The organism is Shewanella sp. SM55 (assembly GCF_025654025.1).
In the GTDB taxonomy this organism is placed as follows: Bacteria; Pseudomonadota; Gammaproteobacteria; order Enterobacterales; family Shewanellaceae; genus Shewanella; species Shewanella oncorhynchi.
This window is the reverse complement of record NZ_JAKKRS010000004.1, coordinates 172887-197117: the sequence shown is the minus strand read 5'-3', so window position 1 is coordinate 197117 and position 24231 is coordinate 172887. Positions and strand designations below refer to the sequence as shown.

Below are 24231 nucleotides of genomic sequence, written 5' to 3'. Positions count from 1 at the left end.
GGCACAAATTGATAACCTTTCCATCACTTGTGCATTGTGATTGTTGCAACTAAAACTAAAGCGGCATAAGCTTTGTCCGACTTTCGACAATGCGTCCACCCAGTGTGGACGTTTTGTTTTATACCGCCACCGCTAGGTTGGTGAATTGATTAAGTAACTTATTAAGCAAATATGATGGCTATGAATACAGAAACCTTATCCTTGATAAAGCAAAGCATTAAAACGATTCCTAATTATCCTAAGGAAGGGATTTTATTTCGAGATGTCACCAGTTTGCTTGAGAATGCAGCAGCCTATAAAGCGACCATCGACTTGTTAGTTGAACATTATCGTGGTCAAGGCTTTACCAAAATTGTGGGCACTGAAGCCCGTGGTTTCTTATTTGGTGCACCGTTGGCTTTAGAATTGGGTATCGGTTTTGTACCTGTGCGTAAACCCGGTAAATTGCCGCGTGCAACCATCAGCCAAAGCTATGAACTAGAATACGGTCACGATAGCCTAGAAATTCATACTGATGCGATTAGCGCAAATGACAAAGTGCTCGTTGTTGACGATTTACTCGCCACTGGCGGTACTATCGAAGCAACCGTTAAACTCATTCGCCAACTCGGCGGTGAAGTTAAACATGCGGCCTTTGTGATCTCATTACCTGATTTAGGCGGTGAAGCCCGTTTAACCGCATTAGGGCTTGAGTTGGTTAAACTTTGTGAGTTTGAAGGCGAATAAATCTGCAGCTAAAGGCGCCTTGGGATAGTTTGATGGCATGTCAAATCATGGCATGTTATCTTTCAAAGTTCTCGGGGCGCATGCTCCCGCTTTTGTATCACATACTCTGGGGAGTTCCATGTCATATCAGGTGTTAGCCAGAAAATGGCGCCCTGCCACATTTGATCAAATGGTTGGCCAAAGCCATGTTTTGCATGCCTTGACCAATGCGTTAAGCCAGCAGCGCTTACACCATGCTTACCTGTTTACGGGAACACGCGGTGTCGGTAAAACCAGTTTAGCGCGACTCTTTGCCAAAGGCTTAAACTGTGAACAAGGTGTGACAGCGACTCCCTGCGGTGTTTGCGGCAGTTGTATGGAAATCGCCCAAGGTCGTTTTGTCGATTTGATTGAAGTCGATGCCGCATCTCGCACTAAGGTCGATGATACCCGTGAGCTGTTAGACAATGTGCAGTATCGTCCGACCCGTGGCCGTTTTAAGGTTTATCTCATCGACGAAGTGCACATGCTGTCGCGCAGCAGTTTTAACGCACTGCTAAAAACCTTAGAAGAACCCCCCGAGCACGTTAAATTTCTTTTGGCGACAACCGATCCACAGAAACTGCCCGTGACTGTGTTATCCCGTTGTTTGCAATTCAATTTAAAAAGCCTTACCCAAGGCGAAATTGGCACTCAGCTCAATCATATCTTGACCCAAGAGCAGTTTCCCTTTGATGCTGAAGCCTTAAAGCTTCTTGCCAAAGCCGCCAATGGCAGTATGCGTGATGCCTTGAGTTTGACCGATCAAGCGATCGCCTTTGGTGGCGGCAATGTGATGCTCACTCAAGTGCAAACTATGCTGGGCAGTATTGATGAGCAGCATGTAGTTGCCTTGCTTAAAGCCTTAACCGATGCCGATATTGGTGTGTTAATGCATACCTGTGCCCAAGTGCTCGCGTACGGCGCAGATGCCCAAGAAGTGCTACGCAGTTTACTTGAGTTGTTACATCAAATTACCTTGACCCAATTTGCCCCCGCTTGCGCGCAGCAATCCTTGTATAGCGCACAAATTCGCGCCTTTGCCGAACAGCTTAAGCCGGAACAAGTGCAGCTTTATTATCAGATTTTATTAACCGGCCGCAAAGACTTACCCCATGCACCGGATCCTAAATCGGGTCTTGAGATGGCGCTATTACGCGCTGTGGCGTTTGTGCCGGAAAAGCCAGTAAAGCGCTGGCAGCCTGATGCTGTCGCTGAGATCAGTTTACCCGCAGGGCAAATGCCAGTTGCGGCAACTGCTGCAGCGCAAGCTCTTGATGTAAATGAACAACAGTTTGCTGAAACACATACTGCTGAATCACATACAGCTGAAAAAAAAACAGCATTAATTGAGCCTGCCGATACCGCAGAGCAGGCACTTGATGCTGAGCTCGAAGCGGATGCGGCATTAATTGTCGAACAGGCGGTGATTCTAAGTCAGGCGCAGAGTCAGGGATTTAACGCTGGCAGCTTAAACGTTGAGATAGTGAATGCTGAGGTCGAGCCACAAACTCAAACAGTATCAACCGCTCAAGCGTCTCTTATACACACTTCAGAATCTGTTGCTGGTATCGAGGTATCGGTCGCTAGTATTGATACTCAGAATATTCAAGGAATTGAATTAGTCACAACAGCTTCCGAACCGAGTCTAGTGAATACGGCAGAGCCTGAAACTGCTGTCAATTCAACAGTTGTTGAGTGTGGTGACAGTGTAGATAAAGCTCTTTTTGATAAAGACCTTGCTGCAGAGAACATCTTCGATAACAACATCGATAACAACGCGTTTGAGCTAGGGCATGATGCTAATCGCATTCATGGAAATGAAGCTGAGCATTCATATTCAGCGATGGAGGATTATGCCCTAGAGTCAGCTCCACTTGATTCCTATCAAGACGTTTATGCTGATTTTTCCTCTGGCGCTTATAATGATGATAACTTTAACCATGGCTTTGATTCGAAAGAGGCTATAAATTCTGTTGATGTTCAAAGTTCTGTAGGTGTTTCAAACGCTGCAGGCATGCAAGCTTCTGCTGATCGTCAGTCAGCACCTGTGGCTCAAGTCTTCACTCAATCACAGACCTCAGTATCAGATTCAATACAAGAGCAAGCGCTACAACAAGCCGCTTCTGCATCCTTAGCCGATGATGATATTCTCTCAGCTGTGTTGGCGGCGCGGGATTCACTGTTATCGGATCTTGACGCCTTAAGTGCTAAGGACGGTGATGAAAAAAAGTCGTCATTGGACTCAAAACTTAAGACGCCAAACACTAAATCACATGGTGTAACCTTACCTAAATCGGTTACTAAAATTGAAGCGAGTCAGCCAAGTGTGGCATTTTCTGTTGATCCAGCATCTGATTTAGACCCTGATTTAGCGATAGATTTTGATGATGACTTCGACTTAGATCTTGAGCCTATCGATTTGCACCAAGCAGTATCTTCAGTCGTCATCTCAACTGGAATTGTCTCTGAGAAGCCTGTCAAACCGTCCGCTGCAGATGATCGTCCGCCTTGGGAGGCAGCGCCTGAAGCTGAATCTATCGAAGTGACGCAAGTCGATAGCAATAAGACTGACAGTGTTCAGCCGGTGAGCGCGCAAGCTGCTGATATAAAGAATGTTCAAGCCAGTCATGCTCAAGAGCTTTTAGGCGTGAGTTACGCACCTAATCATGCACAAGATGACACTCTATCCCTGAGTGACGGGCAGGTCGCAGCATCAAGTTTGAAGTCGGAAATACTTCAAAATCAGGCTGTACGTCAAGAAGAAATACCCGCCTCAGAGTTTGCTTTGGCTAGCACAACAGCACTGACAAATGCGTCAAATACAGTGGAACACACGCAGGAGACACAAGTCGCGCTCAGTTCGACTCAACCTATTAGCGGTCATCCATTAGATTTACATTGGTACAAGTTGATGGCGAGCTTAGAGATCGGCGGGCGAGTGCGGCAACTGGCGGTTAATTCTGTCTGCCAAACCTTGAGCGATCCTTTGCCGTTGCTGCTTAAACCAAACCAGAAGCATCTAGCGGCCGATGTTGCCATAGTGCAGCTTGAGCAAGCCTTAACTACCGCGCTCGGGAACCCAAGACGGGTACAAGTGGTCATAGGAATCGATGAACAGCGGGAAACGCCCTTAGAGTTACGTAAGCGTTTCCACCAAGAGTTGCTGCAACAAGCGCATCAATCATTGATTCATGATGACAATGTGCAATGGTTGATCCAACGTATGGGCGCCGAACTCGATGCCGATAGTCTAGTATATCCGCCAGAGTTGTTGAATTTACGCAGTCAGCAAATACAAGCGTTACCTGAGTTAACTGAGGCTGCGAGTTAGCCATTATTGGCGAGTCTTTGGGTAAAATTTTCATCGTTAATTTGTAACGCTGTGGTTTAAATTTAGGCTTCGAGTGCATATTTATAGTGATGCTGCTGAGAAACTCTGCATCGAGATCATAAGTTTATTAACAAGATAACGGCATTGATTGCCAATCCCATTTATTTAAGTAAGATTAGCCGCGTTAATGCTTGCGACTAACCCTAATAGAAGAGAAATGACTATGTTTGGAAAAGGCGGTATGGGCAATTTGATGAAACAGGCCCAGATGATGCAAGAAAAAATGGCCAAAATGCAGGAAGAAATCGCCCGTATGGAAATGGTGGGTGAATCTGGTGCTGGTTTGGTGAAAGTGACTATGACAGGCGCGCACACAGTGCGTAAAGTCGAAATCGACCCAAGTCTGATGGAAGACGACAAAGAAATGCTGGAAGATTTGATTGCTGCGGCCTGTAATGACGCTGCTCGTCGAATCGAAGAAAACCAAAAAACTAAAATGGCCGAAGTCACTGGTGGTATGCAATTACCTCCAGGCATGAAAATGCCATTTTAATTGAGATAGCCGATGAAATTTAGTCCACTGTTAGATGAGTTAATTCAGTCCCTGCGTTGTTTACCTGGGGTTGGGCCTAAATCGGCGCAACGTATGGCGTTTCAGTTACTCGAGCGTGACAGAAAAGCAGGGCTTAAATTAGCCAGTGCGCTGTCCAGTGCTATGAGTGACGTCGGTCATTGTCAGTCTTGCCGAACCTACACTGAAGAAACCCTCTGTCCGATTTGTGCTAGCCATAAACGCGGCACGTCTTCCACCATCTGTGTGGTGGAAACGCCGGCCGATGTGTTAGCCATTGAGGCGGGTGGACATTTCACTGGTCGCTACTTTGTGCTTTTAGGTCATTTATCGCCACTCGATGGCGTGGGGCCAGAAGAGTTAGGCTTAGCGTTACTCGAGCGCCACTTGGCTTCGGGTGATGTTGCCGAGTTGATTTTAGCGACCAATCCGACGGTAGAAGGCGAGGCCACAGCGCATTTTATTGCTGATATGGCCAGACGCCATAAGGTGATGATCAGTCGCATCGCCCACGGCGTACCCGTTGGTGGAGAGCTTGAATACGTGGATAGCACAACGTTAGCCTTGTCATTTAATGGTCGTTTACCGCTCTAATTAAACAGTTTATATTAGATCCATACTATTGATTGTATTGGATTAATTGAAGGTTGAAGTATTCAACTCGATTATCACCTTAGTGCCTGAATCTTATAAACCCGCCAAGATCCTATCTTGAGCGGGTTTTTATTTGCCCAGAGTTGCAACCTAGGTGTTGAGGCTGGGTTATGGAGACAGGGCGGTGGTTGATTCAATTCCTATATTGATTGATATCTATATAAAATCCAGGTTTATCAATAGTTTTTTAAATTTCATACTTGTCTTATGTGAACTTCATCCGTAAAGTCGGTTTAATAATAATCGGGTTGAGTTGCATAATCACAGTGATCCACAGCATGCCTAAGTCAATTCGTTGGGCTTAGACCTGTGTGCTTAGCTTTGTGTACGTTGAATTGGTCACGTCTTTTTTATTTGAAAACCAGGGAGGGGACTCATTGGGAAATATTACGATTAGGCATGCAGAGAAGAGTGACGCTGCAGCCATTCAAGCAGTATATGCCTGTCCAAATGCCTATGCCGGCACCTTGCAATTACCTTTGCCATCGACCGATAAATGGGAGGCGCGTCTTGCAGCAACATCGAATCATGTTCATCGTTATGTCGCAGAGATTGAAGGTGAAATTGTCGGTGAGTTGGGTTTTGAAGTGTATGAGCAACCTCGCCGTAGGCATGTTGCCTCCTTTGGTATGGGTGTAAAAGACAGTTGGCAAGGCCGCGGTATAGGCAGTGCCTTGATTAACGCGATGCTTGAGCTTACCGATAAATGGATGAATATAAAACGAATTGAATTAACGGTTTATACCGATAATCATGCCGCCATTGGTCTATATAAAAAGTTTGGCTTTGTAATGGAAGGTGAGTCGAAGGATTTTGCTTTTAGAAATGGTGAGTTTGTCAGTGTGTATCATATGGCGCGGTTAAAATAACATGCTGATCTCTATGTATTTTATCTATTGCTTAAGGCTCTCACTCTAAGTACTAACTTTAAGAATTTGCTCTAAGCGCTGAATTTAAGAACTTACTTCAAGATCTCACTTTACGAACCGAGGTCTTGGAATAGCATTAAGCGCTCATTTTCAGAGTTCGCTTTAGGTGCTAAGTGTATGTCTATCCTAACTTTTAAGGATAAAAATGGGACTCATTTTATTGCCGCTGCTGATACTTTGGTTGGGTGTCGGTATTTATGCCATACGTATCGGCTATCAAGTATTGGCTGGGGCTTCTCAATTAAGCTATGCACTCAGTGTTTGCACTCTCGCTATAGTGGCATTACTGCTTTATCTCTATTTCGGTTTCGCTCAATTTAAGGAAAATAAAGCGTTGTGGGCGTTCGAAATTCCGATGTTTTTTGCTGCAAATAAGCTCGCTTTTGGCGTCATGATCCTTGGTCTGTTGCTGCACTGGTTCGGTCAAGGTGTTCTCACTTCCGCTTATTTGAAACCTCTACCTTTCATCATGATTTTCACCGTTTCCTTTGGTGCTATGGCAGGAGTCATATTGTCCGACACCTTCATGGCGAAATTTGAAATCCAAAAAACGCATTGATGTCAGCTAATCAGTTTAAATCTTATTTTGGACGCTGTTGTTGAAGATGATTTGAACTGATGGCTTTCATCGGTTGTTTATAGGTCGTTGAATCCGATGAGCGCTACCATGGTGATCTGGTTAGGATTTTACAGAGGGTTATTACGAATTTTAGATACAAAAAAACCAGCTTGTGCTGGTTATTTTCTCTTTAATAAAGAGAAGTGGTTGCGGGAGCCGGATTTGAACCGACGACCTTCGGGTTATGAGCCCGACGAGCTACCATGCTGCTCCATCCCGCGTCCGATTGTTGTTAATAACTGTTTTAATTCTGTCATCAAAGAATTGGTTGCGGAAGCCGGATTGCTAATGTTAAATCAGCGACTACCTTCGCCTGTTGTTTATAAGGAGTTGAGCCCGATAAGCTGTTTCTCTTTATAAACACATATAGAAAGTGGTTGCGGGAGCCGGATTTGAACCGACGACCTTCGGGTTATGAGCCCGACGAGCTACCATGCTGCTCCATCCCGCGTCCGATTATTGCTGTTAATAACTGTTTTAATTCTGTCATCTAAGAATTGGTTGCGGAAGCCGGATTGCTAATGTTAAATCAGCGACTACCTTCGCCTGTTGTTTATAAGTAGTTGAGCCTGATAAGCTGTTTCTCTTTATAAACACATATAAAAAGTGGTTGCGGGAGCCGGATTTGAACCGACGACCTTCGGGTTATGAGCCCGACGAGCTACCATGCTGCTCCATCCCGCGTCCGATTGTTGCTGTTAATAACTATTTTAATTCTGTCATCTAAGAATTGGTTGCTGGAGTCGTATTTTAACTGACTACCTTCGCCTGTTGTTTATAAGGAGTTGGGCCCGATAAGCTGTTTCTCGTTATAAACACATATAGAAAGTGGTTGCGGGAGCCGGATTTGAACCGACGACCTTCGGGTTATGAGCCCGACGAGCTACCATGCTGCTCCATCCCGCGTCCGATATCTATCTGTATTACTTTACTATTTTGCTTTTAAATGGTTGCGGGAGCAGGATTTGAACCTACGACCTTCGGGTTATGAGCCCGACGAGCTACCATGCTGCTCCATCCCGCGTCCGTCTTCAAAGCGGGGCAGACTATAACGGCAGCGCCTTGGCATTGCAAGGACGAAGATCGAAAAAGGTGGTGAACGCTTAAATATAAAGCGGAGTGGGGGGCTTTCATACAATTTAAACATAAGTTAGGGATTTTTCGTTGATTATCTTAAGTCGAGGATGAGACTAAATGGGGTTTCGACTAATAACTGTTTATCTTTTATGTATTCGAGCAGGTATAATGTCGCTTTGATTTTGACTGCGTACTGATTATCCCATGCTTAATTTTTTTGCCGCCGCCCCTAAGGGCTTTGAATATAGCTTAGCCCAAGAGCTGACAGAATTTGGTGCGACTGAAGTAAAAGAGAGTGTTGCTGGTGTGTATTTCACTGCCCCCTTAGCTTTAGCGTATCGGATTACTTTATGGACACGTTTAGCCAGCCGTATCGTGTTGGTTATCTATAAAGGTAGCTGCGAGTCGGCAGAGCAACTTTATAATGCCGCCTATTGTGTCGATTGGCCGGCGCATTTTTCCAATAAAAGCACTTTTAGTATCGATTTTCATGGTACGGGTGGTTTTATCAATAATACCCAGTTCGGCGCACTCAAGATTAAAGACGCGGTTGTGGATAGATTCCGGGACGATGACGTTGAGCGCCCAAATGTGTCACGCGTCGATGCTGACTTTAAAGTTGATGCCCATTTTCGTAATGGCGTAATCACGATTGCGATGAACTTCTCTGGTCCATCACTGCATCAACGTGGCTATCGTTCTACTACTGGTGAAGCACCACTGAAAGAAAACTTAGCCGCCAACATGTTAGTACGCAGTGGCTGGCAAGCAGCGCCTTCGACCTTGCTCGATCCTTTCTGTGGTAGTGGAACTGTGCTGATTGAAGCGGCTTTAATGGCGGCCGATATTGCCCCAGGCTTACAGCGTAGCCGTTTTGGGTTTGAACATTGGCGTCGTCATGATAAAGCTGTGTGGCAAGAAATCGTTGAAAAAGCGAAAGCGCGTGCCTCATTAGGCGTGAAACGTTGCGAGATTAAATTCTACGGCTCAGATATCGATTCTCGCTTAGTTGCGTTAGCCAAACGTAATGCCGAAAATGCCGGTGTACTCGAGTTAATTGAGTTTCAAGTTGCAGATGCGTTGACGATAACACCGCCTGCAGAAAGTGGATATTTGATCACTAACCCACCTTATGGTGAACGTTTAGGCAATGTGTCTGAGTTATTGCAGCTTTACTATCAGCTAGGCGACAAGTTTAAGAAAGAATTTGGCGGCTGGAAAGTGGCCATGCTGTGTAGTGATATCGAGCTGGTATCATCACTTAAGCTTAAAGCCGACAAACAGATGAAGATGTTCAACGGCGCCCTAGAATGTGCCTTTAACATTTATACCTTGCATGCGACCAGTACACGTCGCGATACACCAGTGCTGCCAGACGGCGTCGACATTGCCGATATCGCCCCTGCTTTTGCTAACCGCATTAAGAAAAATGCCAAGTTATTAGAGAAATGGGCCAAGAAAGAAGGCATCGACAGCTATCGTATTTATGATGCCGACATTCCTGAATATAACGTCGCAGTAGATAAATACTTAGATTACGTGATTATTCAAGAATATATGGCGCCAGCAACTATACCTGAAGCCGTAACCAAGCGTCGTTTAAGCGATGTTTTGTTAGCACTGCCGTCGGCCATTGGTATCAATCCGAATAAGATGATCATGAAGACGCGTGAGCGTCAAAAGGGCACGAGTCAGTATCAAAAGCTGGATGAGCGTAAGTTAGAGCTTATCACTACCGAATATGGCGCTAAGTTCAAACTGAACTTAACCGGTTATTTGGATACAGGTTTATTCCTCGATCACAGATTGACACGCCGTTTAGTCGGTCAAAAATCTAAGGGACGCCGGGTACTTAACCTGTTCTCTTACACAGGTTCTGCTTCTGTGCATGCGGCGCTTGGTGGGGCTAAATCGGTGACGACGGTGGATATGTCAAATACCTATATTGCTTGGGCGAAGGACAACTTTGCACTCAATGGACTGCAAGGTAAGCAGTATGAGTTTGTTCAATCTGACTGCATGCAGTGGATCCGTGATTGCCGTGAAAAGTACGATCTGATTTTTATCGATCCGCCGACCTTCTCAAATTCTAAGCGTATGGAAGATTCATTCGATGTGCAGAGAGACCATGTGAACTTACTGGCATCCTTAGTGAAACTGCTCAGCCCAACAGGCGAGCTAGTGTTCTCTAATAATAAACGTAAGTTTAAGATGGACATAGAGGCACTGACAAAGATGAACATTAATGTGAAGAACATTGATGACGTGACTTTGCCTATGGACTACAAACGTAATCCACATATCCATAATACCTGGCTTATCACCCATGCCTGAGTTGACTCAAGCAGAATTAGATAACAGGCATTATCTGCTATATCACACAGAGGGATGTCATCTGTGTGAACTGGCCGCGGCCTTACTGGACGCGGCTGACATTGGCTATCGGGCCATAGATATTTGTGACGATGAATACCTCGCGCAGCGTTATGGCGTATCGATCCCTGTGCTTAAAGCTTGGGATGGTAGAGAATTACATTGGCCATTTAACGCAACGCAATTACAAGAGTTTACAGGAGCTTAGTTTGAGTCTGGTTCGTATCAATAGTGGCTCTTTAGCCTATGGTTACACTCCGTTGTTACAAAAAGCGGATTTTACTATTCAACGCGGTGAGCGCGTGTGTATTGTTGGCCGTAATGGTGCTGGCAAGTCGAGTTTATTAAAAGTGTTATCTGGTGATGTACTGCTGGATGAAGGCGAATTCAACATCGCTGGTAATGTGACCGTTAGCCGTCTACAACAAGATCCGCCAAAGGCTGAGCAAGGCACGGTATACGCTTATATTGCTGCGGGATTAAAGGAAGTGGGCGAGGCGCTTGAGCGTTATCATCAACTGTCCCACGATGTGGCCCATGCCGATCCTGAGCAAATGGATCGTATGCTGAATGAAATGCAAGGTCTGCAAGAAACCTTAGACCACTATAATGGATGGCAGCTAGATTCTCGCATCCAACAAAACTGCGAATTATTAGGACTCGATCCTGACAAATCCTTGAGCGAGTTATCGGGTGGTTGGCAGCGTAAAGTGGCGTTAGCCAGAGCACTGGTGAGCGAGCCAGATCTGTTGTTACTTGATGAACCGACCAACCATTTAGACATAGACACTATCGAGTGGCTTGAAAAGTTTTTACTCGATTATCAAGGCGCTATCGTCTTTATCAGCCACGATAGGGGCTTTATTGCCCGTATGGCGACGCGGATTGTCGATTTAGACCGTGGTGTGGTGACCTCATGGCCGGGCAACTATCAAATGTATCTTGATGGTAAGCAAGAATGGTTGCGCGTCGAAGCCGAGAAAAATGCCTTGTTTGACAAGCGTCTCGCCGATGAAGAAGTATGGATCCGTCAAGGTGTTAAAGCCAGACGTACCCGTAACGAAGGTCGAGTTCGCGCACTTAAGGCTTTACGTGAAGAGCGAAGTGAACGTCTGAATCGTCAAGGCAATGCTAAAATGGCAGTATCGGATACTGAACGTTCTGGTAAGTTAGTCTTTGATGTGACCGATCTTAACTTCAATCTGCCCGATAAAAATCTGGTTAAAAACTTTAATACGACGGTTATCCGTGGTGACCGTATTGCGCTGATTGGGCCAAACGGTTGTGGTAAATCAACCTTGATCAAGCTGTTAATCGAGAAGCTGCAACCGCAATCGGGCGAAATTAAAGTCGGTACTAAGCTCGAAATCGCTTATTTCGACCAATATCGTGAAGCGTTAGATCCTGAGCAAACCGTTGAAGATAACGTTGGTGAAGGTAAAAAGACCATCACGATCAATGGTCAAGACCGCCACATTTTAAGTTATTTGCAGGACTTCTTGTTCTCGCCTATGCGCGCCAGAACGCCAGTGAAAGCGCTGTCGGGTGGTGAGAAGAACCGTTTGTTATTGGCTAAGTTATTAATTCGCCCTGCAAACTTAATCATTCTCGATGAGCCAACTAACGATCTTGATATTGAGACCTTAGAATTGCTAGAGTCGTTGCTCACTGAATACCAAGGTACGTTATTGCTAGTGAGCCATGACAGGGCATTTATCGACAATACTGTGACCAGTAGCTGGTGGTATGCGGGTAATGGCCATTGGAGCGAGTATGTAGGTGGTTATCAAGATGCTGTGAACCAAGGGGCAAAGTTTTATTCTGAGGAACCTAGTTCACAAAAGGTGGTCGAAGCTCCTGCGGTTGAAACTAAACCCGTCGAAGTTAAAACTGCAGAACCAGTGAAAGCGGTAAAAAAACTGTCGTATAAGCTACAGCGTGAGTTAGAGTCGCTACCTAATGTGATGGAGCAATTGGAGGCAGAAATTCTCGCATTGCAGACCACTATTGGACATTCAGACTTTTATAGTCAGGCGCAGGATAAAGTCAATCAGGTATTGAGTCAGTTGGCTGATAAAGAAAAGCAATTGGAAGTTTGCTTCGAGCGTTGGGAAGAGCTTGAGTCACTGAAGTAAACCAATAATAAAAATGGGAATAGAATTAATGAAGTCAAAGTTGGATAAAGCCCTTTCCTTGGTTGCCTTAGGTGTCCTTGGTGTATTAAACAGTGCCCATGCTGCACCTGTCTACGAGATTGTTAATCTTGATGATTATGATCTGCCACTTTCTGATAGCTTCAAAGGAACTCGTAATGGTTATGCGTTAGGTGTTAACGCCAACGACGAGTTAGTCGGTATCATCAAAGGTAAGAAAAAACTTAGCACATCAGATGTGGAAGGTGGGGTTATTGATATAGAAGATGGTATAGCCAAAGAGGAAACTATCACCTATTCAATCACTTCGGCGATTATTGCCAATAACTTTGCCTTTATAGCGGCGCAAAATGGTGCCGATGGTGCATGGAAGACAACCTTTGATAGTATCAATGGCACTACGCCACCGAGTGATACTTCGGTTGTTAACTCAGTCGATACTTTTTATTACGGCATCAATGATGCGGGCGTGAGAGTGGGCAGCATGACTGCGCCTGAAAAGAAAACAGAAAACACTGCAACTACTGATGTTACTGATGATTATTGGTATTACCGCGACTATGAGTTCCGCGGTGTTGTAAAAGTGGGCAGCACTGAAATTCCATTAGTTCCTCCCTACACGCAATTTGTTAATGCTGATAAGACTAAAACCGCAGAGTTAGGTGGATGGTCTGCTGCTACAGCTATTAATAATAATAACTTAGTGACCGGTTACGCCAGTACTGCTATCAGTAAATATGGTAGTGATCGTGTTAATTATTGTTTAGGCTCGGATAATACTTTGCCGTTGGATATTTGTGTACAACGTGAGCAATATCCGAATACGACGGGTACGCGTAACATTCAGTACCAGACGCGTGCCTATGTATGGCAAATCGACAATAATATTGCTACGGGAATTGAGTTGCCTTTAGGGTTAACGCCTAAAGCTGATAACACTTTAACCTTTACTGCTCAGGCGCTCGGCGTGAATGATAACGGTGTGGTTGTTGGTCGTTCGCACGTTTATCGTAATAACAATACAGATAAGTTACACCAAGATGCGGCTTATTGGGCTAAGGATGTCGAAGGTAATTATAAATACCACTGGATCCCAATGGGCGAATCGATTTCAAGTTCCATTGCCTATGACATCAACGATAGTGGTATTCTTGTCGGTAGTTATCGTAGCTATATTCAAGGTTATTTGCGCGACAAGTTTTTCTATTTTGATACTAATACACCTGATGTTGGCTATGTAACCCCTAATGATTTTGCCTCAACGGCAACGGATCTTTCGAGTAAACCCAAGGATATTAACAATAAAGGTCAAGTCGTAGGTTATATAGAAACCACCTATGATAAGGAAAAACCACGTCCTAAGGCGGGCTTCCTGTATGAGAAATCTACCGGTGAATTTAGTAACCTTAACAACCTGTTGACCTGTGAATCTAAGGGCTATGAAAAGGGCTCTGATGGCAATTGGACCCGTCATAAGGTTGAATTTACGGATGGTACTGGTAAAGTACTGACTTATGACAGTGATATTCTCGTTGTTGAAGCGACCAGCATTAATGAAGATGGCACCATCGTGGGGACTGCCTTTATTCGTAAGCCTTCTTTCCAGTTAGACTCTAATGGTAATATTATTGTTGGTGAGAATGGTGTACCACTATTTGAACTCAGTGGTAATGGTAACCCTGTAACGGCTTATGTTCCACGTATGGTTGTACTTAAACCGGCTACCAGTGGTGAAGCTTGTACTGTTGAAGATAGCACCGATACCGGTAATTTTGAGCGTTCTGGTGCGGCAACGTTAGCTTGGTTATTTGCTTTGCCATTGGTGTGGTTCCGTCGTCGAATTCGTTAAGTTTTAAGCTTCAATTCAGACTAAAAAAATCGAGGCGAAATGCCTCGATTTTTTTTCGCTAGGATCTCAATAGTTTAATAAATAGTCAGTATAATAGCCGATTTTTTGATTGATCTTGGCGTCAAAAAGCACTATTTCTATGGGTGAAGCTTTTGCTTCTATTTTATGTAGAACAGAGGACGCTTGCATGAAAAGACAAAAACGAGATCGTTTAGACAGAGCTTTTTCAAAAGGATTCCAAGCTGGGGTTGGTGGACGCTCTAAGGAGCTCTGTCCATATGCAAATCTTGATTCGCGATCGCAGTGGTTAGGCGGTTGGCGTGAAGGTGTGGATGGCCGAGTTAATGGGCTATTTAATAAATAATTGAGTTTTACTCATTAATTAAATAGCCCAGAACAAGCAAAGTAATGCAGCATATTGCCCTCAGATGAGGGCATTTTTATATCTGTAGTACTGATATCTTCAGTGTATTGGAGTAAGACTGATCAGAATGTAGACGTATCGCTAAAGACACCGACTTTAAGATCGGTTGCACTGTAGATTTGACGGCCATCAACTTCAAGGATTGCATCGGCAATACCCATCACCAGTTTACGGTGAATAGTACGCTTGATATTGAGTTTATAAGTGACTTTCTTAGCGCCTGGTAATACTTGACCAGTAAACTTTACTTCACCTACACCCAGAGCACGTCCTTTGCCTTCTGCGCCTTCCCAGCCTAAATAGAAGCCAACGAGTTGCCACATGGCATCAAGCCCTAAACAGCCAGGCATTACCGGGTCGGTAATAAAGTGGCAGTCAAAAAACCATAAGTTTGGATTAATATCGAGTTCAGCGACAATTTCACCTTTGCCAAACTCACCGCCATTATCATTGATAGTAACGATTCTATCTATCATCAGCATGTTATCGACAGGCAGACGAGGTGAGTTTGGACCAAATAATTTCCCATGGCCACAGGCGATGAGTTCTTCTTTATTGAAACTGTTTGCTTTGTTCATTGTTTTACTACTCCAGCAATAAGAGCCGCCAAGATTAGCGAACACGTGTAAGCTAAACAACTCCGATCAGCTAATTAGCGGCGAAAAAATCCCAATTTTGCGAGTAATCTCGTGATTATGCCGATTTCCTCCTCGCCATTTCCTGCGAGCTTGTCTAATCGTTCCTGCACAAGGCCGTATAATGAATCATGTGGAAAATCATTATCTTCATCGGCTACACCCGCAGGCATTTGCATTAATAGCTCAACAGCTTGGTCCATATGCTCGATTGCATAGAGGTGAAATAAGCCTTTGCCTACAGCTGTAATCACTTTGGGATTGAGGTTAAGCTGTAACACGTTCGATTTGGGCATGATGACGCCTTGTTCTCCCGTGAGACCACGACGTTCACACAGATTAAAAAAGCCTTCAATTTTCTCGTTGATGCCACCAATCGCTTGCACATTACCAAATTGATCCAATGCACCAGTTATTGCCAGTGACTGAATAATGGGTTGTTCAGCAATCGCTGACATCAAACAGCAGTATTCGGCGAGTGATGCGCTATCACCATCAATTTCTTGATAGGATTGCTCGAAAACGATATTGGCATTTAGGTGTAATGGTGCATCTCGCCCAAAGATACGGTACAAGCAGGCAGAAAGGATCATCATTCCTTTGGCATGTATATTGCCACCAAGTTCAGATTTTCTTTCGATATCGGCGACTTCACCATCACCATAGTGAACAGATGCCGTGATCCGCGCAGGCTCACCATAACTGTAATCGATTGCATCAATGACAGTTAATCCATTGATCTGACCAACCATAGCACCCGAAGTTGGCAGATTTATGAAGTTGTCATCGAAGCTTTGACCTGAATACTCTTCCGAGCTGTTATGACGATAGTTGGCTTGGGCTAACGCGAGCTCAATACTGCTCGCATTGATACTCGGTTTACCACAATAGGCTTTAGCTTGTACCATCAGTTGGGCAAACTCGAGCATAGACAAACTGAGGCGGCGCTGATGTTCGGTTAACCGTGCACTATAACGAAAAAGTGGCGCTAGGCTTGATTGTTCTAAAGTGACCTCGACACTTTGTGCAACCGCTTGCAACCATGCGACGTATTGTGATTCTGTATAACGGACCAAGTCGATTTCGCTAGCGAGTTCTGCTAGTAGGGTAAAGTGACGTTGAAATTGCCAATCCTCAGTTCTGACTTGGCTATAAATCATTCCTGCACCGATAAGGACAATTTTACAATTGAGCGGGATAGGACTTAAGTTATTGCTAATCTGATACGCTTTATGGGTGAGGATTTGCATCACTAATTCCCATAAACCTTCACGTTTCCACAGTGACTCGGCGCAAATAAATACATAATGACATTCGGCCAGAGCACCAGCTTGATACTGACTTGTTGTTCCTGTTTGTGCCATACGGCCAATGAGGTCTACACGGCGAATATTGCCACTGAGGTAGCGATAGCGAGTCGTTTTTTCGGCAATACTGATCTGATTTTCTAGTGGTTTCTCTGATTGCCACTGAAATGTTACCGCTTTATCAGTCGGGCGTGTTGCCACTAAATAAGCTGGAGATAACGGCGCTAGGCTATCAATACAGGCTTGGATCATTAATTGGCGGTCAATGCTCGGGAAATCAGCCAGATACAAGTGCTGATCGACAATAGCTTGGTGGAGTTTAAACGCATCCACAGCACGCTCTTGTCCTAAGAGTAATGCGCTTAGATTGTCAGCCGTTTCGGGAAGGGTTGGCAGGCTAAATTCAGGTGCGAGTGAAGACGTGGGTATCAAGAGTGAATTCATATAAGCATTTACCGTGAAAAGTTGCAGTGATTTTACCATACCAAGGCGACAAGTCTCTCACTGTATAGGTGTTTTTACGTCTGTTTACTCGATTATTCGTTGAAACTGGCCATGTATTTGTTGTAAAAAACATCGGGGTGAACATAAGTTGAGCATTTGACTCGATATTTAAAAATTGAGGTTTACAAGTTAGCGGTATACTTATATTATTTTTGGCGTTCGGAGGGGTGGCAGAGTGGTTTAATGCACCGGTCTTGAAAACCGGCGTGGGTTTATAGCCCACCCAGGGTTCAAATCCCTGCTCCTCCGCCATTTTTAGTCAAAAAGCCGCTAAGCAATTAGCGGCCTTTTGCATTTATACAGTTTGAACCCTTGGGTTCCTGATTTGAAGCGCAGCTCCTGCGCCATATTCACGAGAAAGGCCATCAGTAATGATGGCCTTTTTTGTTTGTGCTATTTCCGCTCTTAGGTTTTGACCTTAAACGTGGCGTCAGTGCCATGCTTTAGGGAAAGACTATCTGTCATGATTGTTCATTGTGTTAACCCTAGATTCTTCATTCTGATATCAGTGACTGCTACTGATTAATGGGCTTTTTTATCCGCGCTTCTCGTTTATGGTCTACACTAAGTTTGTGGCCAAGTTAATGGTTTTTATGGCCTTTAAAATTTGCACTAGGATGGTGCGACGTATGATTCTCGACAGTCTTGGACCATACGGCCGAACAATTCTCCCATCAGGGTGACTTATTTTAAGTAGAGAAAGCTATGTTGTTACCTACACGTATTTCGCAGCGGCTCACAATGGGCAGCGTAGTGCTGCTTCTACTGACTGGGCTCGCGGTTTTTGGTGTGATGTCACTTCGAGGGCAGCCTCGAGTGGTGGCGGCGAGTCAAGAGTTAATTGAGCAAACGGGGAGCAGTATCGTAAGGCAACTCGCACTTAAGTTGGCAAGCATTGAGGGGATTACTTTAAGCCTTGCACACCTCGCAGAAGTGCTACCCCATGAGCAAGCTCTATATCTTAACTCCTTACCTAATTTGATTGATAACAATGGCGATCTCACTATCGCTGGGGGCGGGATCTGGCCTGAGCCAGATAAATTCGTCGCTGGGAGTATCCGCCACAGTTTTTTCTGGGCCCGTGGTAGCGATAATCTACTGGCATATTCGGATGACTATAATGCGCCATCTGGCCCTGGGTATCATAATGATCCTTGGTATACGGGCGCGCGGACTAGCTCAGTATCTCAATGTTTATGGTCAGAGGCTTATCAAGATCCGGTTACAAAGGTGGCTATGGTGACATGCAGTGTGCCATATCGTCTCACGGGTACATTTGCAGGGGTCGCAACGATAGATTTAAAACTTGATGATTTAGCCAAATTTTTAACAGAACATGGCAATGTGACTGACGGTTATGCTTTTGCTTTAGACCAAGCGGGTAATATCTTACATTTTCCTGAAACGAATAAGTCCGACACTATGTTGCGTTTTACGGATCTCGTCGGGCAGTTACCTTGGCTCTCCCCCGTTGAAGCTGCACTTAAGCAAACCTCAATCAACAAAGTGGTGTCTGTAAGCTTAAATAAGGATGGAAGACTTAATCAGGCGAGTGAGGTGAGTCTTTTTGTGATGCCTGATACCGGATGGGTGATTGGCCTTGTGACGCCTAAAACGCGAGTCACAGGGCTTGCCCGTGAGCTAACATTTGATATTTTATTGTTTTTATTACCATTACTCGCCATTTTACTTTCTCTGGCTTGGTTATCGGGTAAAAAACTGTTGGCGCAACTTGAGGAAACCACAGATCAAATTGCTTCCCTTGGGAACGGTAGTTTGGGGGCGAATGTTGAACTGCAAATTCAGCGGGATGATGAGATTGGCGCTTTGCGCCGAGCCGTAAACACCTATGCAGGGACGTTAAGGGCAATGTTAGATCTGATCACTCAAGAAGCGAAGAAAATTCAATTTGAGGCAACGCAATTAAGCGGACTTAGCCGTAAGTTAGCTCAGCGCGCAGAGCAACAGCGGCTGGAGAGTGCACAATTAGCCGCTGCGATAACGCAAATGTCTTCAAGCGCCATGGAAGTCGCGAATAATACCAATGACTGTGCTGCAACTGCGCAATCGTCTTTGATTGTAATGCGAGAAGGGCAAACCCGTGTTGCAGCCAGCAATACTTCCATCGAGGCATTATCAGGAGAAATTGCCAACGCAACTAAGGTGATATCCCAATTGGCCCAAGACAGTCAAAAGGTGGGCGCTGTATTAGATGTGATTAAGGCGATTTCTGAGCAGACTAATTTGCTCGCTCTCAATGCGGCAATTGAGGCGGCTAGAGCGGGCGATCAGGGTCGTGGTTTTGCAGTCGTTGCTGATGAAGTTCGAACCCTTGCGGGGCGAACTCAAGATTCGGCCAATGAAATTAGTACCATGATTAACGCTTTGCAATCGGCTTCGAGGCTCGCTGTGCAAGCAATGCAAGCTGGGGAGTCCCGCACTGTCCATGCGGTTGCGGAGGCCGAGGGCGCTGCCAATTCTCTATCGAGTACCGTACAAAGTTTCGATGATATTTCACAGCGTGCCCAACAAATCGCGTTAGCTGCTCAGCAGCAAAGCCAAGTCACTCAAGAGATTAATGAGTTGGCAGTGCGAATAAATAGCATTAGTGAAGATAACTCCCTCGATGCAACGGCGCTTGATGTGTTAAGCCTTGAGATGCAGAAACTATCTGACCGTTTAATCAATATCAATCGAGCTTAGTCTTAATATAGTGTGAAGTGTGCCACTTTAAAATGGCGCTTCAACTGACAAGGGGGTCAAAGATAAGTTGAATAACGCGATATTTTTAAGCGGATTGGATGTAGATTGACCATGTAGATTGCTTCTTTAAATTAAGGGTTTACAGCAGAGTAGTAGATAGCTATTATCTCGCTCGTTCGGAGGGGTGGCAGAGTGGTTTAATGCACCGGTCTTGAAAACCGGCGTGGGTTTATAGCCCACCCAGGGTTCAAATCCCTGCTCCTCCGCCATATTTATGAGAAAGGCCATCAGTAATGATGGCCTTTTTTGTTTGTGCAATTTTCATTTCAATTTTCTCATCCTAAGTCCTTTGTTGTTCACGGCTTTCGATTTAAGTGAATATGAAATAGTCAATCAACACTATTAACCATAAATTTAAGTTTACAGTGGCGACAGAGATAGCTATTATCTCGCTCGTTCGGAGGGGTGGCAGAGTGGTTTAATGCACCGGTCTTGAAAACCGGCGTGGGTTTATAGCCCACCCAGGGTTCAAATCCCTGCTCCTCCGCCATATTTTACAAAAAAGGCCATGTTTATTCATGGCCTTTTTTGTGTGTGAAATTTGAACTAGGGTTCTCCATTCTAAGCGCAGTTCTTGCGCCTTTTTGCATTTAAGCTATTTAAAAACCTTAGGTTCCTGATTCTAAGCGTATCTCTTCTGCTATTTTCACGTGAAAGGCTAACAGTAATGATGGCCTTTTGTTTTTCTTGAACTGAAAAATTGCCTATATTTTCTGGATACTTTGATATCGATTTAACAGGGATTTTAGGCTGGTCATTCTGGGGTTATTGCTTCGTTTTTAAACGCTTTTTATTGGTATGCTATTCTGGAATCCTTCCTTTAAATATCATCTAGTTAACAATGTTGAATTTATGCTTTGCGAAATGGGGTTGTTGGGCTAAATTAGCCTTATGAACTCGTTATCCGTTTGCCATGTTGCTTTTTCTAACACACGGATCGAGCTGTAAATTGTAAAAGGTGGGTTAAGTTGATTTCGATATATTTGGTTGACGATCATGAGCTTGTGAGAACTGGGATCCGCCGCATCTTGGAAGATGAACGTGGGATCAAAGTCGTGGGCGAAGCCCCTGATGGTGAGACTGCGGTGCAGTGGGCTCGCCAAAATGAAGCGGATGTGATCTTAATGGATATGAATATGCCTGGGATGGGCGGATTGGAAGCCACTCGAAAAATTTTACGATATCAACCCCATGCAAAAATTATTGTATTAACTGTACACACGGAAGATCCGTTCCCAAGTAAGGTGATGCAGGCTGGCGCTTCGGGCTATTTAACAAAAGGAGCGACGCCGCCAGAAGTACTGCAAGCGATTCGTCAGGTCTCTCGCGGACAACGTTATTTGTCCCCAGAAATTGCCCAACAGATGGCGCTGAGTCAGTTTAATCCTGCCGATGAAAACCCGTTTAAGTCTTTGTCCGAGCGAGAGTTACAGATCATGTTGATGATCACTAATGGCGAGAAGGTTAACGATATTTCTGAGCAACTGAACTTAAGTCCTAAAACCGTTAACAGTTACCGTTATCGTTTATTTGCTAAGCTGGGGATCAGTGGTGATGTCGAACTAACGCGGTTAGCTATTCGCTATAAGATGTTGGATGCTGGCCATTTTTAATGGAAAGTGGATTGCGTTGGTCGATGACTTTAATCTAGCGAGTTCTTGGGTTATATGTTCCTATGTTGTTTGTGTTAAGTCTCCAAAACTGTGGGTGTGAATGATGTCTAATGAATTTAACGCCCAAAGTTTCTTACGTACTGTTTCATCCTCCGCTGGAGTTTATCGCATGTATGACGTCAAAAATGACGTCATTTATGTGGGTAAAGCCAAAGATCTTAAAAAACGGCTCACCTCGTATTTTCGTAAAAACCTCGGTAATGTTAAGACCCAAGCCTTAGTTTCACATATTCACCATATTGATGTGACGCTGACCCACAGTGAAACGGATGCTCTGTTGCTTGAGAATGATTACATCAAGCAATACATGCCAAAATACAATGTGTTGTTGCGTGATGACAAATCTTACCCTTACATCTTATTAAGCCAGCATGAGCACCCAAGGCTTGCCTATCATCGTGGTCCGCAGCGGGAAAAAGGCCACTATTTTGGTCCTTATCCCAATGGCGGTGCTGTGCGTGAAAGCCTGCATTTGATGCAGAAGCTGTTTCCTATTCGTCAATGTGACGATCTTTACTACAAATCGCGCTCACGCCCTTGTTTGCAATATCAACTGTCTCGCTGTAGCGCGCCCTGCGTGGGCAAAGTCAGTAACGCTGATTATGATGAGCAAGTGAAATTAGCCAGCCTGTTTTTAAAGGGGAAAGATCAGCAAGTGATCAGCGCCTTGGTTGATAAAATGGAACTTGCGGCTGAGCAGCAAGCCTATGAACAGGCTGCACGATTTCGCGATCAGATCATGGCGCTGCGTAAAGTTGCCGAGCAACAGGAAGTCTCTAATAATAAAGGCGATATGGATGTTATTGGGGTGCATTATGCGTCGGGCATCGCCTGTTTCCACCTGCTATTTATCCGCGAAGGTAAAATTTTTGGCAGTCGTAGTTATTATCCTTCAGTGCCAGCCCAAACTGATATGGATGAGGTGCTACGCTCCTTTATCCTACAGTTTTATTTAAATGCAGATATTCAACGCACTATTCCAAAAGAAGTGGTGATTAGCCATAATTTTGAAGAATTACATGAACTTGAAGCGGCAATTTCAGAGGCGCTAGATAAAAAGTTTTCGATTAAGACCAATGTTCGCGCCGACAGGGCGAGCTTCTTACGTTTAGCCGTGACCAATGCGACGAATGCAGTAGTTACGCGCCTGTCCCATAAGAACACCGTCGAACAGCGTTTTGTGTTACTCGAAGAAATCTTAGAGTTGAGTGGGCCTATCCAGCGGATGGAATGTTTCGATATCAGTCATACCATGGGAGAGAGCACCGTTGCCTCCTGTGTGGTGTTTAATCGAGAAGGGCCGCACAAAGGCGAGTATCGTCGTTATAATATTGACGGTATTACACCGGGTGATGATTATGCGGCGATGAAGCAAGCGGTGAGCCGCCGTTTCGATAAGATTGAGGCAGGCGGTAAAATCCCTGACATTCTGTTTATCGATGGTGGACTCGGGCAGTTGCGTATTGCCCAAAAGATAGTGGATGAAAAGTTTGTCCATTTAGATAAAGCGCCGCAGCTTATTGGGGTGGCGAAAGGTGAGGGCCGTAAACCTGGGCTTGAAACCTTGATCTTAGGGGATACTGAAACCAGCTTTTCCCTCGAAGGGGATTCGCCAGCACTGCACCTTATCCAGCATATTCGTGATGAATCCCATCGATTTGCAATCACTGGCCACCGTAACCGTCGCCAGAAAACCCGTAATACTTCAACACTGGAATCGATTCCTGGTATTGGTCCTAAACGTCGTAAAGCTTTGTTACAGCATTTAGGAGGCTTGCAGGAAGTGAAAGGGGCAAGTGTGGCGGAATTAGTCAAAGTACCAGGGATCAGCATAGAAATGGCACAAACCATTCATGATGCATTGCGAGGGTGATAAAATTAAGGCAAGATTGGCGCTGCTTTTGACTAACTGGTTTGATCATGCCGTTTAACTTACCTATAGCATTAACTCTTTTCAGGCTTTTTTTACTGCCCATTTTTGTGGTGCTGTTTTATTTACCCTATGACTGGACCCCTTTTGTTGCCGCATTTACCTTTTGGCTTGCGGCGTTAACGGATGCATTAGATGGTTATGCTGCCCGTAAATTGAAACAATTAACTCGTTTTGGCGCTTTTCTTGACCCAGTCGCTGATAAGTTGATGGTGATTACAGCTTTAGTTTTGTTGGTCGATCAATACGCGAATATCTGGCTGACGTTGCCCGCCCTGTTTATGATAGGTCGCGAGATTGTCATTTCAGCGTTGAGGGAATGGATGGCTGAAATTGGTAAACGTGGTACTGTCGCCGTGTCTTGGATTGGTAAATATAAGACGGCTGCGCAAATGGTGGCAATTATTGGGCTGATTTGGCAATACAATCCTTTAATGACGAATGCCGCATTTGTACTGTTATATATCGCCGCTGTATTAACGTTTTGGTCAATGATGAGTTACATTTTAGCCGCTTGGAAAGATCTTACCGCTGAATAGTGCAATAAAAAATCAAAGAGATTATTTAGTGTGCAAGCAGTAAGTTATCGATAAAACAGCGGTTGACACTGGGTGGTAAATCGGTAGAATGCCACCCCGTAGACAAGAGGCAATGTGAAAACAAAGTCTTAACGTTACCAAATATTGACGTTT

The 24231-nt window shown here is 44.7% G+C and carries 17 protein-coding genes and 8 tRNA genes; 18 read left to right on the top strand and 7 right to left on the bottom strand.

The window, feature by feature from the left end:
- Positions 1-174: 174 nt before the first annotated feature.
- From apt to L5L91_RS07995, 6 genes are all read left to right on the top strand, one after another.
- Positions 175-726, top strand: a complete 552-nt coding sequence (apt, locus tag L5L91_RS08020; protein ID WP_105252212.1) for an adenine phosphoribosyltransferase — start codon at positions 175-177, stop codon at positions 724-726.
- Positions 727-844: 118 nt separating this feature from the next.
- Complete coding sequence (gene dnaX / locus L5L91_RS08015; protein WP_411569325.1) at positions 845-4078, top strand: DNA polymerase III subunit gamma/tau; 3234 nt, start codon at positions 845-847, stop codon at positions 4076-4078.
- Between the two features lie 223 nt (positions 4079-4301).
- The gene (locus L5L91_RS08010; protein WP_028759630.1) at positions 4302-4631 is read left to right on the top strand and encodes a YbaB/EbfC family nucleoid-associated protein; all 330 of its coding nucleotides are present in this window, start codon (positions 4302-4304) and stop codon (positions 4629-4631) included.
- Between the two features lie 12 nt (positions 4632-4643).
- Positions 4644-5243 carry a recombination mediator RecR gene (recR, locus tag L5L91_RS08005; protein ID WP_006082081.1) on the top strand — a complete coding sequence of 200 codons (600 nt, stop codon included), beginning with the start codon at positions 4644-4646 and terminating at the stop codon, positions 5241-5243.
- A gap of 437 nt (positions 5244-5680) precedes the next feature.
- A complete protein-coding gene (locus L5L91_RS08000) occupies positions 5681-6172 on the top strand; it encodes a GNAT family N-acetyltransferase (protein WP_028759632.1) in 492 nt (163 codons plus the stop codon).
- 205 nt (positions 6173-6377) lie between these two features.
- A complete protein-coding gene (locus L5L91_RS07995; RefSeq protein WP_220776085.1) occupies positions 6378-6791 on the top strand; it encodes a hypothetical protein in 414 nt (137 codons plus the stop codon).
- A 204-nt stretch (positions 6792-6995) separates the two neighbouring features.
- On the opposite strand, the gene L5L91_RS07990 is transcribed toward L5L91_RS07995, so the two are convergent.
- From L5L91_RS07990 to L5L91_RS07970, 5 genes are all read right to left on the bottom strand, one after another.
- Positions 6996-7072, bottom strand: a tRNA-Met gene (locus tag L5L91_RS07990).
- 153 nt (positions 7073-7225) lie between these two features.
- Positions 7226-7302 (bottom strand) — tRNA-Met (locus L5L91_RS07985).
- Between the two features lie 156 nt (positions 7303-7458).
- Positions 7459-7535: transfer RNA gene (locus L5L91_RS07980), tRNA-Met, on the bottom strand.
- 145 nt (positions 7536-7680) lie between these two features.
- Positions 7681-7757, bottom strand: a tRNA-Met gene (locus L5L91_RS07975).
- 41 nt (positions 7758-7798) lie between these two features.
- A tRNA-Met gene (locus L5L91_RS07970) sits at positions 7799-7875 on the bottom strand.
- 257 nt (positions 7876-8132) lie between these two features.
- Between L5L91_RS07970 and rlmKL the strand changes: the two genes are divergently transcribed.
- The 5 genes from rlmKL (at position 8133) to rmf (ending at position 14667) form a co-directional block, all read left to right on the top strand.
- Entirely contained in the window at positions 8133-10262 is a 2130-nt protein-coding gene (gene rlmKL, locus L5L91_RS07965) for a bifunctional 23S rRNA (guanine(2069)-N(7))-methyltransferase RlmK/23S rRNA (guanine(2445)-N(2))-methyltransferase RlmL (protein WP_263236054.1), read from the top strand.
- Complete coding sequence (locus tag L5L91_RS07960) at positions 10255-10509, top strand: glutaredoxin family protein (RefSeq protein WP_168827464.1); 255 nt, start codon at positions 10255-10257, stop codon at positions 10507-10509. Before rlmKL ends, L5L91_RS07960 begins: the two co-directional genes overlap by 8 nt.
- 1 nt (position 10510) lies before the next feature.
- Positions 10511-12436 carry an ABC transporter ATP-binding protein gene (locus tag L5L91_RS07955; RefSeq protein WP_263176579.1) on the top strand — a complete coding sequence of 642 codons (1926 nt, stop codon included), beginning with the start codon at positions 10511-10513 and terminating at the stop codon, positions 12434-12436.
- A gap of 28 nt (positions 12437-12464) precedes the next feature.
- The gene (locus tag L5L91_RS07950; RefSeq protein ID WP_263208033.1) at positions 12465-14303 is read left to right on the top strand and encodes a DUF3466 family protein; all 1839 of its coding nucleotides are present in this window, start codon (positions 12465-12467) and stop codon (positions 14301-14303) included.
- A gap of 187 nt (positions 14304-14490) precedes the next feature.
- Positions 14491-14667: a ribosome modulation factor gene (gene rmf, locus L5L91_RS07945; protein WP_006082074.1), complete on the top strand. Its 177-nt coding sequence runs from the start codon at positions 14491-14493 to the stop codon at positions 14665-14667.
- A gap of 122 nt (positions 14668-14789) precedes the next feature.
- Here rmf and fabA read toward each other — a convergent pair whose 3' ends face one another.
- Positions 14790-15305 (bottom strand): bifunctional 3-hydroxydecanoyl-ACP dehydratase/trans-2-decenoyl-ACP isomerase, encoded by a 516-nt coding sequence (gene fabA, locus L5L91_RS07940; RefSeq protein ID WP_263236053.1) that lies wholly within the window; start codon positions 15303-15305, stop codon positions 14790-14792.
- A gap of 74 nt (positions 15306-15379) precedes the next feature.
- Positions 15380-17113: an AAA family ATPase gene (locus L5L91_RS07935; protein WP_263236052.1), complete on the bottom strand. Its 1734-nt coding sequence runs from the start codon at positions 17111-17113 to the stop codon at positions 15380-15382.
- 221 nt (positions 17114-17334) lie between these two features.
- Here L5L91_RS07935 and L5L91_RS07930 point away from each other — a divergent pair.
- From L5L91_RS07930 to pgsA, 7 genes are all read left to right on the top strand, one after another.
- Positions 17335-17425, top strand: a tRNA-Ser gene (locus L5L91_RS07930).
- Between the two features lie 453 nt (positions 17426-17878).
- The gene (locus L5L91_RS07925; RefSeq protein ID WP_263236051.1) at positions 17879-19876 is read left to right on the top strand and encodes a methyl-accepting chemotaxis protein; all 1998 of its coding nucleotides are present in this window, start codon (positions 17879-17881) and stop codon (positions 19874-19876) included.
- Positions 19877-20054: 178 nt separating this feature from the next.
- A tRNA-Ser gene (locus L5L91_RS07920) sits at positions 20055-20145 on the top strand.
- Positions 20146-20335: 190 nt separating this feature from the next.
- Positions 20336-20426, top strand: a tRNA-Ser gene (locus L5L91_RS07915).
- Between the two features lie 478 nt (positions 20427-20904).
- Complete coding sequence (gene uvrY, locus L5L91_RS07910; RefSeq protein WP_006082070.1) at positions 20905-21549, top strand: UvrY/SirA/GacA family response regulator transcription factor; 645 nt, start codon at positions 20905-20907, stop codon at positions 21547-21549.
- Between the two features lie 103 nt (positions 21550-21652).
- On the top strand, positions 21653-23482 hold the full coding sequence (uvrC, locus tag L5L91_RS07905; protein ID WP_263181527.1) for an excinuclease ABC subunit UvrC: 1830 nt from the start codon (positions 21653-21655) through the stop codon (positions 23480-23482).
- 47 nt (positions 23483-23529) lie between these two features.
- Positions 23530-24078, top strand: coding sequence for a CDP-diacylglycerol--glycerol-3-phosphate 3-phosphatidyltransferase (gene pgsA / locus L5L91_RS07900; protein ID WP_028759642.1), 549 nt, complete (start codon positions 23530-23532; stop codon positions 24076-24078).
- Positions 24079-24231: the final 153 nt, after the last annotated feature.

Coding starts and splice junctions, on each gene's coding strand:
- apt (WP_105252212.1), top strand. CDS start 175: ATGGCTATGAATACAGAAACCTTATCCTTGATAAAGCAAAGCATTAAA.
- dnaX (WP_411569325.1), top strand. CDS start 845: ATGTCATATCAGGTGTTAGCCAGAAAATGGCGCCCTGCCACATTTGAT.
- L5L91_RS08010 (WP_028759630.1), top strand. CDS start 4,302: ATGTTTGGAAAAGGCGGTATGGGCAATTTGATGAAACAGGCCCAGATG.
- recR (WP_006082081.1), top strand. CDS start 4,644: ATGAAATTTAGTCCACTGTTAGATGAGTTAATTCAGTCCCTGCGTTGT.
- L5L91_RS07995 (WP_220776085.1), top strand. CDS start 6,378: ATGGGACTCATTTTATTGCCGCTGCTGATACTTTGGTTGGGTGTCGGT.
- rlmKL (WP_263236054.1), top strand. CDS start 8,133: ATGCTTAATTTTTTTGCCGCCGCCCCTAAGGGCTTTGAATATAGCTTA.
- L5L91_RS07960 (WP_168827464.1), top strand. CDS start 10,255: ATGCCTGAGTTGACTCAAGCAGAATTAGATAACAGGCATTATCTGCTA.
- L5L91_RS07950 (WP_263208033.1), top strand. CDS start 12,465: ATGAAGTCAAAGTTGGATAAAGCCCTTTCCTTGGTTGCCTTAGGTGTC.
- rmf (WP_006082074.1), top strand. CDS start 14,491: ATGAAAAGACAAAAACGAGATCGTTTAGACAGAGCTTTTTCAAAAGGA.
- fabA (WP_263236053.1), bottom strand. CDS start 15,305: ATGAACAAAGCAAACAGTTTCAATAAAGAAGAACTCATCGCCTGTGGC.
- L5L91_RS07935 (WP_263236052.1), bottom strand. CDS start 17,113: ATGAATTCACTCTTGATACCCACGTCTTCACTCGCACCTGAATTTAGC.
- L5L91_RS07925 (WP_263236051.1), top strand. CDS start 17,879: ATGTTGTTACCTACACGTATTTCGCAGCGGCTCACAATGGGCAGCGTA.
- uvrC (WP_263181527.1), top strand. CDS start 21,653: ATGTCTAATGAATTTAACGCCCAAAGTTTCTTACGTACTGTTTCATCC.
- pgsA (WP_028759642.1), top strand. CDS start 23,530: ATGCCGTTTAACTTACCTATAGCATTAACTCTTTTCAGGCTTTTTTTA.